Annotated in this window: 14 protein-coding genes and 1 tRNA gene; 7 read left to right on the top strand and 8 right to left on the bottom strand. The window is 66.8% G+C overall.

Features of this window, described 5'->3' with window-relative positions; translation table 11 throughout:
* Window positions 1-7: 7 nt before the first annotated feature.
* A complete protein-coding gene (locus BW981_RS17030) occupies window positions 8-1,528 on the bottom strand; it encodes a D-alanyl-D-alanine carboxypeptidase family protein (RefSeq protein WP_076441386.1) in 1,521 nt (506 codons plus the stop codon).
* A 197-nt stretch (window positions 1,529-1,725) separates the two neighbouring features.
* Between BW981_RS17030 and BW981_RS17025 the strand changes: the two genes are divergently transcribed.
* The 3 genes from BW981_RS17025 to BW981_RS17015 all read left to right on the top strand — a co-directional run bounded on the left by BW981_RS17025 (window position 1,726) and on the right by BW981_RS17015 (window position 5,160).
* Window positions 1,726-2,634 (top strand): DMT family transporter, encoded by a 909-nt coding sequence (locus BW981_RS17025; RefSeq protein WP_139333817.1) that lies wholly within the window; start codon window positions 1,726-1,728, stop codon window positions 2,632-2,634.
* 110 nt (window positions 2,635-2,744) lie between these two features.
* Entirely contained in the window at window positions 2,745-3,914 is a 1,170-nt protein-coding gene (locus tag BW981_RS17020; protein ID WP_076441384.1) for an acetyl-CoA acetyltransferase, read from the top strand.
* A gap of 37 nt (window positions 3,915-3,951) precedes the next feature.
* Window positions 3,952-5,160, top strand: a complete 1,209-nt coding sequence (locus tag BW981_RS17015; RefSeq protein WP_083712437.1) for an MFS transporter — start codon at window positions 3,952-3,954, stop codon at window positions 5,158-5,160.
* Between the two features lie 8 nt (window positions 5,161-5,168).
* Here the strand turns inward: BW981_RS17015 and BW981_RS17010 are convergent, their stop codons facing one another.
* Window positions 5,169-5,441, bottom strand: a complete 273-nt coding sequence (locus BW981_RS17010) for a BolA family protein (protein ID WP_076441382.1) — start codon at window positions 5,439-5,441, stop codon at window positions 5,169-5,171.
* Window positions 5,442-5,554: 113 nt separating this feature from the next.
* Here BW981_RS17010 and BW981_RS17005 point away from each other — a divergent pair, with 113 nt between their 5' ends.
* Together BW981_RS17005 and BW981_RS17000 are read left to right on the top strand one after the other, a co-directional pair.
* Window positions 5,555-6,178 carry a J domain-containing protein gene (locus BW981_RS17005; protein WP_076441380.1) on the top strand — a complete coding sequence of 208 codons (624 nt, stop codon included), beginning with the start codon at window positions 5,555-5,557 and terminating at the stop codon, window positions 6,176-6,178.
* A gap of 44 nt (window positions 6,179-6,222) precedes the next feature.
* Window positions 6,223-7,080: an urea carboxylase-associated family protein gene (locus BW981_RS17000; protein WP_076441379.1), complete on the top strand. Its 858-nt coding sequence runs from the start codon at window positions 6,223-6,225 to the stop codon at window positions 7,078-7,080.
* A 12-nt stretch (window positions 7,081-7,092) separates the two neighbouring features.
* On the opposite strand, the gene BW981_RS16995 is transcribed toward BW981_RS17000, so the two are convergent.
* The 5 genes from BW981_RS16995 to BW981_RS16975 form a co-directional block, all read right to left on the bottom strand.
* Window positions 7,093-9,075 carry a protein meaA gene (locus BW981_RS16995; protein ID WP_076441376.1) on the bottom strand — a complete coding sequence of 661 codons (1,983 nt, stop codon included), beginning with the start codon at window positions 9,073-9,075 and terminating at the stop codon, window positions 7,093-7,095.
* A gap of 149 nt (window positions 9,076-9,224) precedes the next feature.
* Window positions 9,225-10,139, bottom strand: coding sequence for a cell wall hydrolase (locus tag BW981_RS23275; RefSeq protein WP_076441374.1), 915 nt, complete (start codon window positions 10,137-10,139; stop codon window positions 9,225-9,227).
* Window positions 10,140-10,431: 292 nt separating this feature from the next.
* Window positions 10,432-10,929: a DUF1178 family protein gene (locus tag BW981_RS16985; protein WP_076441372.1), complete on the bottom strand. Its 498-nt coding sequence runs from the start codon at window positions 10,927-10,929 to the stop codon at window positions 10,432-10,434.
* A gap of 109 nt (window positions 10,930-11,038) precedes the next feature.
* Entirely contained in the window at window positions 11,039-11,293 is a 255-nt protein-coding gene (gene grxC / locus BW981_RS16980) for a glutaredoxin 3 (protein WP_076441370.1), read from the bottom strand.
* A gap of 60 nt (window positions 11,294-11,353) precedes the next feature.
* The gene (locus BW981_RS16975) at window positions 11,354-12,091 is read right to left on the bottom strand and encodes a ComF family protein (RefSeq protein WP_076441368.1); all 738 of its coding nucleotides are present in this window, start codon (window positions 12,089-12,091) and stop codon (window positions 11,354-11,356) included.
* Window positions 12,092-12,528: 437 nt separating this feature from the next.
* Between BW981_RS16975 and BW981_RS16970 the strand changes: the two genes are divergently transcribed.
* Both BW981_RS16970 and BW981_RS22670 read left to right on the top strand, forming a co-directional pair.
* Window positions 12,529-12,604 (top strand) — tRNA-Glu (locus BW981_RS16970).
* A gap of 741 nt (window positions 12,605-13,345) precedes the next feature.
* On the top strand, window positions 13,346-13,879 hold the full coding sequence (locus BW981_RS22670) for a hypothetical protein (RefSeq protein ID WP_139333816.1): 534 nt from the start codon (window positions 13,346-13,348) through the stop codon (window positions 13,877-13,879).
* Between the two features lie 489 nt (window positions 13,880-14,368).
* Here the strand turns inward: BW981_RS22670 and BW981_RS23270 are convergent.
* A partial coding sequence (locus BW981_RS23270) for a hypothetical protein (protein ID WP_210188686.1) occupies window positions 14,369-14,588 on the bottom strand: 220 nt, incomplete at its 5' end.

Below are 14,588 nucleotides of genomic sequence, written 5' to 3'. Positions count from 1 at the left end.
GCGTCGCTCAGTCGTCGTCGCCGGTCGGGAGCTTGGTCTTCGCGGCCGGCTTGGCCGGCTTGGCGACCGATGCGGCCGAGATGGCCTTGGGCCGCGCTGCGGGCTTCGCCTTCACCGCCGCCTGGGCCTTGCCCGCCGTCTTCGGAGCGGCGGCCTTGATGCCGGCGCCTGCGGCCGGGCGCAGGCTCGCGGCGGTCGCCTGACCGGACTGGACCGCGCCCTGCAGTCGCATCGGCCCGGATTCGAACGCGTCGCTCGACGGCTGCACGGGCGTGTTCGCGGGTGCGAAGGCGGTGGTTCCGCGCGGAATCGCGCCGTTGCCCGAGGCCGTGCGCGGAGCGGGACCGCCGGTCAGACCGGCCGTGACCGGGGCACCGGGAACGATCGTGGGCGCGCCGCGCGCGACACGGGATGCAGGTTGAGAGGCTGCGTTCGCGGCCAGCGGCGCCCGGTCCGACCCCGCCGTGCGGCCGAAGGTCACCTGGATCGGATTGGGTTCGGCCCGCGGTCCGAGGACGAGGCGCCCGCGCGGCGAGCGCGTCACGATCGAGGTCGAGGCCGATTGCGTGGCGAAGGTCAGGAAGCGGCCGGCATTGTCGCTGGTGCTGTCCTGGCCGCCGACGGGGCCGGCGACGTCGGCGTCGTCCGCCATCGCGCCGCCGCCACGGTTGCGGACCTCGTCGCAGACATTGGGGGCGCGGGTGCCGCTGGGCGGCATGGAGGCGAGGTTGATGCCGGTTCCGCCCCATTTGGCGAAACCTTCGTCGAGCAGCTGCGCCGCCTTGACGGTGCGGTCGGTCGCCGAGGTCGAGCCGAGCACGACGGCGATCAGCGTGCGCCCGCCGCGGCTGGCGGTGGCGACGACGTTGAAGCCGGAGGCACAGGTGAAGCCGGTCTTCATCCCACTGATGCCGGGATAGCGCCCGACGAGGCCGTTGGTGTTGTGGATGAGCTGCTTGCCGAGCTGGACCGCCGGAGTGCCCCAGTAGTCGGAATAATCCGGGAAATCCCGCATCAGCGCCATCGCCAGCAACGCGAGGTCATGGGCGCTGACCTGCTGGTCCGGATTGTCCCAGCCATTGGGGTTCATGAAGCGGGTGTCGCGCATCCCGAGGCGCCGGGCCTCGGCGTTCATCATGCCGACGAAGCTCTCGACATCGCCGCCGACGCCCTCCGCCACGACATAGGCGATGTCGTTGGCCGACTTCACCATCATGATCCGCAGCGCGTTGTCGAGCGTGACCTCCTGGCCCGGCTTGATATAGACCTTCACGCGCGGCTGGCTCGCGGCCCGCTTCGAGGCGGGGATCGCAGTCTCCAGGCCGATGCGGCCGTCGCGGACCGCCTTCAGCGCCAGATAGATCGTCATCATCTTGGCGGTGGAGGCCGGGCGCCAGGCCTGCGTCGCGTTCTCGCTCGACAGGACATCGCCCGTCGACGCGTCCACCACGAGGCTCGCGCCGGCCAGAGCGGGTCCGGCGGTGGCGAGGCCGAGGGCGAGGACGGCGGTGAAGCGGAGTGCTGTCATCGGGCTGAGTCTTGAACCTGTCTGGGTTGCGGCATCTGGCGGGAGTGACGAAGCGGGTTCAACGCGACGCATGCGGCATTTTCGAGACGAAGGTGAACATCGCCCATGAATGCATACCTACCCCCAGCGCAGCGATTTGCCTAGCGCAAGAGGCCGGTCCACAAGCGGACAGACTTCACTTTCAGCGAGATCGCCCCTTGGCCTTCGGCTTGCTCTGGATTCCGGCGACGATCCTCGCCTCGCTGCTTCAGACGGCGCGCAACCTCGCGCAGCGCTCGCTGACGGACGTCATCGGCGTGATCGGGGCGACGCAGGTGCGCTTCCTGTTCGGGCTGCCCTTCGCGATCGTGTTCCTGGGGCTGGCCTGCCTGGCTCTTCAAACCGTGCCGCCGCCGATCGGCTGGCCAAGCCTCGCCTATGCCGCCTGGGGTGCGCTGGCGCAGATCGCCGCCACGGCGCTGATGCTGGCGACGATGCGCGAGCGCTCCTTCGCGGTGGTGACGGCCTATACCAAGACCGAGCCGGTGCAGGTCGCGCTGTTCGGCGCAATGCTGCTCGGCGACCATCTGACGGCGGCCAAGTTCCTGGCCATCGCGATCGCCACCGCCGGCGTCATCGTCGTCTCCTGGCGGACGGGCGACCGCTTGAGCCGCGCCGGCCTGCGGCCCGCCGTGCTCGGCATCGTCTCGGGCGCCTTCTTCGCGATGTCGGCGATCGGCTATCGCGGCGCGATCCAGGCCTTGCCGGAGGGCGGGTTCCTGATCCGCTCCTCGACCATCCTGGTGCTCGGGCTCGGGCTGCAGACCGTGCTGCTGACGGTCTATATGCTGGCGGCCAACCGGCAGGCGCTGATGGCGAGCCTGCGCGAGTGGCGCCGCTCGCTGTCGGCCGGCTTCCTGGGCGCGGCGGCTTCGCAGTTCTGGTTCATCGGCTTCTCGCTGACGAGCGCGGCCAATGTGCGCACGCTGGCGCTGATCGAGGTGCCGCTGGCGCAGATCCTGTCCCGGAAGCTGTTTTCGGAGGGCACCAGCCGGCGCGAGCTTGCCGGCATGGCGATGATCGTTGGTGGCGTCGGGTTGCTGATGTGGCTGTCGACCCCGACCTGAACGGCATTGCCAGCCGATCCGCGCACGGCCACCATGCGCGGAAACCTGTTGCGGTGCGAAGGCGCCCGACCAAAATAACGTGTAACTGCACTTTCCAGGGAGTTTCCAAGATGAGCGCTGCGATCGTCGGCTGGGCCCATACGCCGTTCGGCAAGCAGGACGCCGAAACCATCGAGAGCCTGATCGTGCGCGTCGCCACCGATGCGCTGGTCGATGCGGGCATCACCGCCGCCGAGGTCGATGAGATCGTCCTCGGCCACTACAATGCCGGCTTCTCGCCGCAGGATTTCACCGCCTCGCTGGTGCTGCAGGCCGACCCGGCGCTGCGCTTCAAGCCGACGACGCGCGTCGAGAACGCCTGCGCCACCGGCTCGGCCGCCGTCCATCAGGGCGTCAAGGCGATCAAGGCGGGCGATGCGAAGATCGTGCTCGTCGTCGGCGTCGAGCAGATGACCAAGACGCCCTCGGCCGAGATCGGCAAGGCACTGCTCAAGGCCTCCTATCTGCCGGAGGACGGCGAGACGAAGGGCGGCTTTGCCGGCGTATTCGGCCAGATCGCCGGCGCCTATTTCCAGCGTCATGGCGACCAGTCCGATGCGCTGGCCATGATCGCGGCGAAGAACCACAAGAACGGCGTCGACAACCCTTACGCCCAGATGCGCAAGGACCTCGGCTTCGCCTTCTGCCGCGAGGAAAGCGAGAAGAACCCTTATGTCGCCGGCCCGCTGAAGCGCACCGACTGCTCGCTGGTTTCGGACGGCGCCGCGGCGCTGGTGCTGGCGGACGAGCAGACCGCGCTGCAGATGCGGCGCGCCGTCGGCTTCCGAGGCATGGCGCATGTGCAGGACTTCCTGCCGATGTCGAAGCGGGACATCCTGAAGTTCGAGGGCGCGGCCGTCGCCTGGCAGAAGGCGCTCGCCGCCGCCGGGGTGACGCTGGAGGACCTGTCCTTCGTCGAGACCCATGACTGCTTCACCATCGCCGAGTTGATCGAGTACGAGGCGATGGGCCTGACCAGGGAAGGCGACGGCGCCCGCGCCATCAAGGAGGGCTGGACGCTCAAGGACGGCAAACTGCCGGTGAATGTCTCCGGCGGCCTCAAGGCCAAGGGCCACCCGATCGGCGCGACCGGCGTCTCGATGCATGCGCTCTCGGCGATGCAGCTCGTCGGCGAGGCTCCGGAAGGCATGCAGCTCGCCGAGCCACAGCTCGGCGGCATCTTCAACATGGGCGGCGCGGCGGTGGCGAATTACGTCTCGGTGCTCGAGCGGATCAAGTGAGCCCGACGCCTCGCGGCGGAGCGCGAGCGGCCAGGCCGTGACGAGCTTCCTTGTCCTGCTGCTGGCCTATATGCTGAGCCAGTTCTTCCGGGCCTTCCTCGCGGTGGTCTCGGCGGATCTGGTGCGCGACCTCGGCCTCGACCAGGGCCAGCTCGGCAGCCTGCAGGCCGCCTGGCTGGTCGCCTTCGCCCTCTCGCAGTTCCCGGTCGGCTATGCGCTGGATCGACTGGGGCCGCGCCGGACGCTGGCCGGCTTCCTGCTGGCGGCCGTCGCCGGCACGGTGCTGTTCGGGCTGGCGCAGGGCTATCTCACCGCGCTCATGGCGCTCGCGCTGATCGGCATCGGCTGCGCGCCGATCCTGATGGCGGGCTTCTATCTCGCGGCCCGGCTCTATCCGCCGCGGCATTTCGCGACGCTGTCCTCGCTGCTGATCGGCTTCGGCTCGATCGGCGATCCGCTGAGCGGAGCGCCGCTCGCCTATTTCGTGGCGGGCTATGGCTGGCGCGTCACCGTCCTGGGCCTTGCCGGCATCGTTGCGCTGACGGCGCTGCTCGTGGTGCTCCTGCTGAAGGACCCGCCGCCGCTTCCCGGGCCCGCGCACCGGCACGCCTCGCTTCTGGGCGGGATCCGGCAGATCGCGACCAAGCGCGCGCTCTGGCTGATCTTTCCCTTCACCTTCGTCAGCTACGGCGTCACCATCTCGATCCGCGGCCTGTGGATCGCGCCCTATCTCCAGACGGTGCACGGCTTCGACCTCGCCGCGACCAGCTATGCCGCCATGGCCATGGGCGGCGCCATCGGGGTGGGGGCCCTGGCGATGCTGCCGCTCTATCGGCGGGTTGGCGCCAAGGCGACGGTCGCCGGCTGCGCCGTGGTCGTCATCGGCGCCTGCTTCGCCCAGGCGCTCTGGGGCCAGTCCTCCTCGCGCCTCGCGGTCGGGCTCTTCCTCGTGATGGGTCTGTTCGGCGTCACCTATGCCGTGGTGATGGGGCATGCGCGTGCGTTCATGGCGCCTTCCGAGATCGGCCGCGGCGTCACCTTCATGAACTTCCTGTTCATGGGCGGCGCCGGCGTCATGCAATGGACCTCCGGCCGGCTGGTGAAGGCGCTCGCGGGACAGGGCTACGACGCGCAGACGACCTATGGCTGGCTCTTCGCCTTCATGGGGCTCGCGCTTGCGGCAACGCTCGCGCTCTATGCCGCCTCTCCGGCGGAGCCGAGGAGGGACGCGCCGGCCGCGGCGTGACGCGGCCGCTATCCCTCGCCCGGCGCCTTCGCAGCGATGGCGAGCGCGTGGACCCGCTCCGCCAGCTCCTCCGCCAGGGCGCCGTTGACGAGCCGGTGCCGCTCCAGACGGGACTTGCCAAGAAAGGCGTCCGAGACGATATCGACGCGGAAGTGAGTCTCCCCGCCCTCGCGCCATCCGCCATGGCCGTGATGCTGGTGCGATTCGTCGATCACCTTCAGCTGCTGTGGCGTGAAAGCCGCTTCGAGCTTGCGGGTGATCCGCTCGGTTATCGTCGTCATGATCGCGCCACCGTTGCGATGATCTCTGTCCGATCCGGCTGGAGCGCCGCTGCGCCGTTCATGCGCTGCGGTCTCTTGCCGGCCTGTCCCATGCGTCTCATAACCAGTCGACGATGAACATCAACTCGCGCTTTTTCGATCGCATCAGGATCGGCGCTTCCGAGCCGGAAGCCGTGGCCGACAGCGCTTCCCCGCGCTGCGACCATCCCGGCTGCACGCGCGCGGGCGAATTCCGCGCGCCGAAGGGGCGTGGCCGCGAAGGGCAGTTCTTCCGCTTCTGCATGGAGCATGTGAAGGCCTACAACGCGACCTACAACTATTTCAACGGCATGGATGACGAGGCGCTGGCCGCCTACCAGAAGCAGGAGGAGATCGGGCATCGCCCGACCTGGAAGCTCGGCGTCAACTCGCAGGCCGGCCGCATGGCGCAGCGCGGCCGCAAGCGTGCCGCCGGCGGTGAGGAAAGCCCCGACCTGCATGACGCCTTCAACCTCTTCGGCGCACGCCGGGCGCAGCAGGCGAGCCAGCCCGAGCCACGCGTCGGCATCGTTGCGATGAAGGCGCTGACGACGCTCGGCCTCGACGACAGCGCCGATTCGGCCGCCATCAAGGGACGTTACAAGGAGCTGGTGAAGCGCTTCCACCCCGATGCGAATGGCGGCGACCGCTCGCGCGAAGGCACGCTGCAGGAGATCCTCAAGGCCTATCAGCAGCTCAAGAGCGTGGGTATGGTCTGAGCGGCCGGGCGGGTCGCCTGGTCCGGACAAGCACCGGAGGCGAGATGTCGAGGGAGATCGGGCAGGCACCGCCTGATGCGGCCGAGCGCCGCAGCAAACCGCCCGTCATCGTCTACCCGAACGAAACCCTGCCGGGCGCGGACATGGCGATGCTCGCAAGGGCGCGCGAGGCCCTCACGCTGATCGACGAGATCGTCGTGCCGCCACGCGAGGGCGGCAGCTTCCGGGTGCCGAAGGGACATTTCGTCCGCATCCTCAGCATCGAGGGGCCGCAGGTCGGCGACCTCAATCTCTGGAACGCCGACGACCTGTCGGAGCGCTTCTTCAGCGGCAAGACGCGGGCCCTGCATGCGACGCATCTGACGACCGGCGACAGGCTCTGGAGCAACCTGCCTCATCTGCGGCCGATGGCGACGATCACCCACGACACGCTCGGCTGGTACGGTTTCGACGACGATGGTGCCGGCGTGCATGATGTCATCGGCACGCGCTGCGACCCCTACACCCACCGGCTGCTCAGTGGCGGCGACTATCACCATTGCTGCCATTCGAACCTGTCGAGGGCGCTCGGGGCAGTGGTCGGCCAACCGGCGCGAGAGGTCGAGCACCACGTCCATGACGTGCTCAATGTCTTCATGTGCACCGGCTTTACCCGCGACACGCATCAGTACTTCATGAAGGCGAGCCCGGTGCGGCCGGGCGACTATCTGGAGCTGTTCGCCGAGATCGATCTGATCGGCGCCCTCTCGGCCTGCCCCGGTGGCGATTGCGGCGCGACGCATTCCAGCGATGCGGCAGCCTGCCATCCCCTCAAGGTGGAGATCCACGCGCCTGAGCCGGGCTTGCTCACGGGGTGGCAGGCGCCGGAGCCGAGCGGCTATGGACGCGGGCACGGCCAGTAGGGCGGATGCCCCTCACTCCTTCCCGGCGAGCCCGGCCACATCCGCGATGATCCCGTCCAGTTCGAAGTCCTTCGGGGTGTAGACGCGGGCCACGCCCATGTTGCGCAAGGCGTTCTCGTCGTCGGGCGGGATGATGCCGCCGACGACGACCGGCACGGTCATGCCCGCGACGCGCAGGCGGGCGGTGACGTCCCTGACGAGAGGCAGATGCGAGCCTGAGAGGATCGAGAGGCCGATGATATCGGCCTCCGTCTCCTGCGCCTGCGTCACGATCTCTTCCGGCGTCTGCCGGATGCCGCCATAGCTGACGCTCATCCCGGCGTCGCGGGCACGAACCGCGATCTGCTCGGCGCCGTTCGAATGCCCGTCGAGGCCCGGCTTGCCGACGAGGAAGCGTGGCGGGCGGCCGAGGCGCTCGGTGGCCTTCGCCACCGCGGCCTTGGCGGTGGCGAGGCCGGTCGCGTCGCCGAGGCGGGTCGTGTCGACGCCGGTCGGGGCCCTGTACTCGCCGAAGATCTCCCGCAGCGCCTGCGCCCACTCGCCGGTGGTGACGCCCGCCTTGGCGCAGGCGATCGATGCCGGCATGACATTGCGGCCCTCGCGCGCGCTGGCGGCGAGGTCGGCCAGGGCGGCTTCGGCGCTCTTGGCGTCGCGGGCCGAACGCCAGGCCTTGAGCCGGCCGATCGCCTCGATCTCGACCGAATCCGCCACGGTGATGACCGCGCTGTCGCCGGCCGAGAGAGGCGAGGGCTCGCTGCTAGTGAACCGGTTGACTCCGACCACGACCTGTTCGCCGCGCTCGATCGCCTCGATCCGCCGTGCCCCGTTCTCGACGAGCGCCTGCTTCATGTAGCCGCTCTCGACCGCCGCGAGGGCGCCGCCCATGGCGTCGATCCGGGCGAGCTCCTCGAGCGCGGCCGCCTTCAGTTCCGCCACCTTGGCGTCGATCACGGTCGAGCCGTCGAAGATGTCGGGATATTCGAGCAGGTCCGTCTCATAGGCCAGGACCTGCTGCATCCGCAGCGACCATTGCTGGTCGAAGGGGCGCGGCAGGCCGAGCGCCTCGTTCCAGGCCGGGAGCTGCACGGCGCGGGCGCGGGCTTTCTTCGAGAGCGTCACCGCCAGCATCTCGATCAGGATGCGGTAGACGTTGTTTTCCGGCTGCGGCTCGGTCAGCCCCAGCGAGTTCACCTGCACGCCATAGCGGAAGCGGCGATGCTGCTCCTCGGCGACGCCATAGCGGCCCAGCGTGATCTCGTCCCAGAGATCGACGAAGGCGCGCATCTTGCTGAGCTCGGTGACGAAGCGCATCCCCGCATTCACGAAGAAGGAGATGCGCCCGACGATGCCGGGAAATTCTGCAGCGCTCACCTCCGGGCGGGCGCGGATCGCATCCAGAAGGGCGATCGCAGTCGCCAGCGCGAAGGACAACTCCTGCACCGGCGAGGCCCCGGCCTCCTGCAGATGGTAGGAACAGACATTGGTCGGGTTCCACTTCGGCAATTCCGAGGCGGCGAAGACCACGATATCCGTCGTCAGCTGCATCGAGGGGCGTGGCGGGAAGACATAGGTGCCGCGCGAGAGGTATTCCTTGACGAGGTCGTTCTGCGTGGTGCCCTGCAGGAGCCTGCGGTCGGCGCCCTGCTCGTCGGCGACGGCGATGTAGAGCGAGAGCAGCCAGGCCGCCGTCGCGTTGATCGTCATCGAGGTGTTCATCTGCGCCAGCGGAATCTGGTCGAACAGCGCCCGCATGTCGCCGAGATGCGAGACCGGCACGCCCACCTTGCCGACCTCGCCCCGCGCCAGGACATGGTCGGGGTCGTAGCCCGTCTGCGTCGGCAGGTCGAAGGCGACGGAGAGGCCGGTCTGACCCTTGGCGAGATTGTTTCGGTAGAGCCGGTTCGATTCCGCCGCGTCGGAATGCCCCGCATAGGTGCGGAAGATCCAGGGCCGTTCGCGCCCGGCCGGTTCGCCGCTCGGCTGCGTCGCGCTCATCACGTTTCCCCGTTTTGCAGAGCAATCTGAAATGTTGCACTGCGGCGAGGATAAGGGAAGCGCGAGAGCCCTGTCGCCCTCGACGTTAGGCGAAGGCGGGGATCGCGATCAGAGGGCGGGGTGGCGCGGCTGCGGCGCGCCGCGCTTGGTCAGTCCAGCGGGAGGGTGCCGCGCAGGTCGCGCGGCGGCGGCAGCAGGGCTGCGACTTGCATCTCGGCCTTGGGCTGCGGGGCAAAGGCCTTGGCCGTCCGCTTCGGCATGTCGAGATCGAGGGGGCGGTCCGGCGGCAGCGGGGCGCTGCGGATGAGCTTGGCGATCGGTGTCTCGCTCGGGGTGGCCCGGACGATGGCGGGCTCGGGCGCGAAGGCGAGCGGAGCCGAGGAGAAGGAGGTCGTGCCGGCCGGGGCGGTGGTCGCGATCGGCGCGGAGGAGGAGAGCGCCGCGACCTGGTAGCTCGGCTGCTCGTAGGCACGGCGCTCGGGACGCTCGCCACCCTTGATGTAGAAAGCGTTGCCGCCCGCCACGGTCACATAATGCATGTTCTTGTAGCCGAAGCGCAGGCCGGCCGTGTGGAAATGCTTGGCCTCGCCGACCTGGGCGTTGCGCTTGCCCTCGAGAATCTCGTCGGCGATGGCCTCGATCCGCGAAAGGCCCCGTTCCGTCATCGGGCGGCTCAGCACGCCCGCTGCGAACTGGCGGGGAGCGCCGACGACGCCGCAGATCGTCTCGGGGTAACGCTGCGATTCGACCCGGTTCATCACCACCGTGCCGACGCCGAGGAGACCGGCATCGCTCGAGCGATTGGCCTCGAAATACATGGCGCGGACGAGGCATTCCTTCTCGCGCGGATCGGCCTTGGCGAGGGCCACGGCATGTTTCCGCGCAGCGGCACGTTCCTTCGTGGCCGGCGGGGCGGCCGGGGTCGAAGCGGTCTCGACCGGGGACAGGCTGCAGGCCCCGAGGGCCGGTGCTAGCAGGGCCAGCATCAGCGGGATCGATCGACTGCCCTTGCGGACACCTCCGGCGAGACGGAGACGGGTGGCAGTGATCGCGGTCCGCTTCATGCGGCAACCTCCAGTGTTCGGGATCCGGAGGCTGCCCGAGGGCGGCGCACGGATCACCGGCAAGGAACCGCGAATTGCTTAACAGAAAGTTCATCCGGGGAGGAAGAGGGCATGACGCAAGAGCGCGCCCCGGGCGGGCCTGAGCCCGGGCGGTCTTGCAGCTAAGCACCTGATCGGAACGAAAAATCGCTGCGATTGTTCCACGCGGAATTTTTTACAGGTGGGCTGCCGAAGGTTACCGAACGGCCATGAACGCCGATGCGGAGACACTTCGCTCGTCCGGGGAGGCCCCTCAGTGAGCGGAGCCCGGCAGGCGCGGCAATGGCATGAAGGCGACGCCTTCCTCCTGCAGCATCTGCGCATCGTCCATCGAGGCCTGGCCGTAGATGGCGCGCTCCGGCGTCTCGCCATGGTGGATCTTCAGCGCCTCCTCGGCGAAGCGCTCGCCGACATGCTCGGCGTTCTCCCGCACCTGGCGATGCAATTCGGTGATCATGGCGCGCAAGGCTGCCTCCTTTTCACCGATCAGGGCCGTGGGGGAAGGTGGCGCGGCCGGCGCAGGTGCGGAAACGGCTGCCGGGGCGGCCGGGACCGGCAAAGGCTGCGGCCGCCTCGGGCCGAGATCCGTGCGGGCGACATTGGGAGCCATGATGGCCCGCTCGACGCGGGGGCTGCCGCAGACCGGGCATGCGACGAGTCCGCGCTTCGCCTGCTCCTCGAAACTCGCAGAGGTCGAGAACCAGCTGTCGAATTCGTGGGCTGCGTCACAGACGAGGGTGTAGCGGATCATGTCTTATCGGCACATGGCATGGGCGTCATCCTGTCGCAAATAGGTCGATGCCGCGTTTCGGCAAGATCGCGGCAGCCCGTGCGAGGGCGACGATCGGAGCCGCCGCGGCTCAGGCCAGGAGGCCGTCGAGTTCGCCGCGGGCGTCGAGGGCGTGGATGTCGTCGGAGCCGCCGACGTGGTTCTCGCCGATGAAGATCTGCGGCACCGAGGTGCGCCCGCCGGCCCTCGTGGTCATCTCCTGACGCGCGCCGGGCGTGGCCTCCACATCGATCTCGGTGAAGGCGACGTTCTTCTTCGTCAGCAGCGCCTTGGCGGAGCGGCAATAAGGGCACCAGGAGGTGGTGTAGATCGTGACGGGAGGCATGGCTCAGCTGGGCTCGCATTCGTGAGAATTCATAAGGCTTGGTTGTTATGTAGGGATTGCTCAGCGTTCCGTCACGACCCGCGCGAAGGTCAGCACGTCGACGGCGGTGGCACCGGCGCGCAGCAAGGCGCGCGCCGCGGCGTTCGCAGTCGCTCCGGTGGTCAGCACATCGTCGATCAGCAGGATGCGGCGGCCCTGCACCAGGGGCCGCGCCTGGGGCGGGACGCGGAAGGCGCCCTGGAGATTGTCGCCGCGTTGCGCGCGCGTCAGCCCGACCTGCTGGCGCGTGCGCCTGACCCGCGCCAGGGCGGTGATTGCGAGCGTCCGCTCGCCGAGGCCAGCGACGACGCGGGCGAGCAGCGCGGCCTGGTTGAAGCGGCGGCTCCAGAGGCGGGTGCGGTGCAGGGGTACGGGCACGACGAGATCGGCATCCGCCAGCAGTTCATGGCCCGACTGGCGCATCATCCGGCCGAGCGTCAAGGCGAGCTCCGCCCGGTCGCCGTATTTCAGGCGGTGGACGAGGTCTCTGGCGGCGCCCTCGAAACGGCATACCGCCCGGGCCCTCGCGAAGACGGGCGGCTCGGCGATCGCCGCCGGCGACACCATGCCTGGCCCGAGATCGATCTCGAAGGGCGTGCCCAGCCGCTCGCAATAGGGCCGCTCGATGAAGCCGATGCCGCACCAGCATTGCGCACACAGGGCCTGCGCCTCCCCCGTGGCCGCCCGGCAGACGACGCAGCTTGGCGGGTAGAGGATACCGATGGCGGCACGAACCGTGGCCGCGCCGACCTGCAGCATTTGCCGAGGCCATGCGGGAGGGCGCGGGAGCAGGTGGTCCCAACGCGGCCGCTTTCCACCCGCGCCGGGGAGCGCACCGGCCGGCGCAGCATGGCGATCCGCGGCCTCGCCCGGTTCTGCCACCATGCCGACGCCGCTCGCGCGCCACTCCGTCACCTGACAGGCCCTCCCGACCGGGCCGCATCATCGATCCGGCCCGCCGGGAGGGCAAGGGCCGCTTCTCCGCGCCGCCGGGGGGACGGCGTTGCGGAGACGCGGCAGCCGGTCGTCGTTATCGAGGTAAACCGCGGCAGTGCCAGGCGCGACGAAGGCATCGCTGCGTCAGGGACTGCGCGTTTGCGCCATTCTCCGGGCGATGCGTATTCTTTTCGCCGGCGCGCAAAAACCAGTTGCGGCGATCCCGCGCTGCGACTACATAGGCGCCCTCGGCCAGCGCTGCTCCCTTCGTCTAGCGGTCTAGGACGTCGCCCTCTCACGGCGAAAACAGGGGTTCGAGTCCCCTAGGGAGCGCCAACGATTTCAATGATTTAGGTCGTTGCCGGGCCAAGTCGTAAAATATCGGTCAAATAATCCTCCTAAGCGGTCCTGGGACTGTGGTGGATCTTGACGTGACAGCTTTGCGTGGCTGTCGTCTGCGCAACTCTCTTCTCAAACTTGTCATTCTCGTTCGCGCCGGAGTACCAGTGCGCGCTCAACAACCTGTTGGTTGGGAGTGTCGTTCTCGTGGCTAGAAGATGACGGCAGGAGGTGAGGGTGACTTCTGAGGCATCTCGCCTCCTTGCGGATTGGTCGAGCGAACAGGCCTTGGTCTGGATCGTAATGCGTGATTTGGCAGCTGTTTTTCAACCGAACACGTGGCCGAAGCTCAAAGCAGAGCAGCCTGCTGTGACAGGCAATGCAGAGGCCGATCTGCTGCACCAGTTGCGAACGATGAGCATTATCTCCTCCGCTCGATGTGATGAGCTCGATCTGTCTTCGCCAGGTTGGCGACAGCGGAATATCGCTGTGGAATGGAGCTGCTGGCCTGATTGCTACGCGCACCCGGCAGAGCGATTTAAGCCATCGCAGGTGATAGATATATACCCGTCAGATTGCCCTCCTAAGCCGTTCTGTGAGGCTGGTAGAGTTTCGGCATTTCAAATTGCGCAATGGATGGCGTGCCAACACTCGGTGCGGTCAAGATCGTCGGCACCTTTCGGAGTGCAGTTGCAAAAACTGCTATTGGCGTACTCCAGAGGGCTTGGAGACGTTCTCATGAGAGCTTGGGCCGAAGCTGTTCCTATGGGCGAACCCAATACGCTATCTCCTCAAACGATGGCGGCTCTTCTTGCCGGCGACGTTTCGCTCACGATTGGGCCCGGATTTCCCGGCAGTGGTAAGCTGGATGGGTGTTCCGTGGTTGGAGATAGCGGCCCGCTCTGGTCCGGCCTTCATTTTCTAGACCGAGACATTATGCCTGCACTGATGGCGTATGATTTCTCCTGCCCATTCGACAAATATGCGTCCACTCGTGCTGCTCAACGCCTTTTCCCTAAACGCGCTACTCAGCCTTTCGAGGCCGCGGATCAGATAGATCGTGAGACCGCTCAATCTCCCGCTCGGAAGCGCGGGGCACCACGAATTGACGATACGCGTTGGCTACAAATCATGGGCGAGCTTCAGCGAGAAGGAATGACCGAGAACGCTTCAGCAATAGAGGTGGTGCGACGACACAACAAAGAGATCGCAGGGGCATCAGTCGACGCTAAACAAGACCGTCTAAGGAGAATATTGCGGGAAATGCGCTGATCAATAGCGTAGATGTTGGTGATTAATCACGTAAACGCACTCAATTTTCTCCAAACAAATCCATATTATCCAACACGCCAGATGTGGTCCTGTCACTTCAGTTCAGTGCCAAATACGGCAGGAATTGGAGAAAGGAACTATATCAATGAAGGGTCAAATCGACACAAATCAGAAGCTTGCTTACAGCGTCAGTGATTTGGTCAAAGCATCGGGACGTAGTCGCTCAGCTATCTATCATGAGATAGGTGTGGGAAGTCTCAAAGCCCGCAAAGCTGGAAGAAGGACGATCATACTCCATGTCGACGCAGTAGCTTGGCTAGAAGCCCTGCCACTGTGGGAATCGCAGCAACACGCTGCTTAGTCGGACGAAGCTCGGTCGATAAGTTGCAGTGAAATGGGACGACCTTCGCGCCCTGAAGATCGAACGCGATCTGAAGTCGACGGCCCAAAAATACATGAAATATTTCTGGAAACACCGGCGTTTACCGGTCAAGTATCGATAAATAAACGTAACATCAGAAGCATCAGAGAGCCTTTCGGCCCTGATGCACGCACCCCGCGGAACGATGTTGGGGGAATTTGCTCAATGAGATCTTCCTCTCGGGGAACCTTGTTGACCTGAGACCCTTTTCTCCTCCGGTCTGAGGGAGAGTCCTGAGTTTGATTTCTGGCGCTAAGCGGCCTGTTTTTCCAGCGTGGATTTGAGTGC

Source organism: Allobosea sp. TND4EK4 (assembly GCF_900156025.1).
Lineage (GTDB): Bacteria > Pseudomonadota > Alphaproteobacteria > Rhizobiales > Beijerinckiaceae > Allobosea.
The sequence above is the reverse complement of the archived record's forward strand: the minus strand, read 5'-3'. Positions and strand labels throughout refer to the sequence as shown.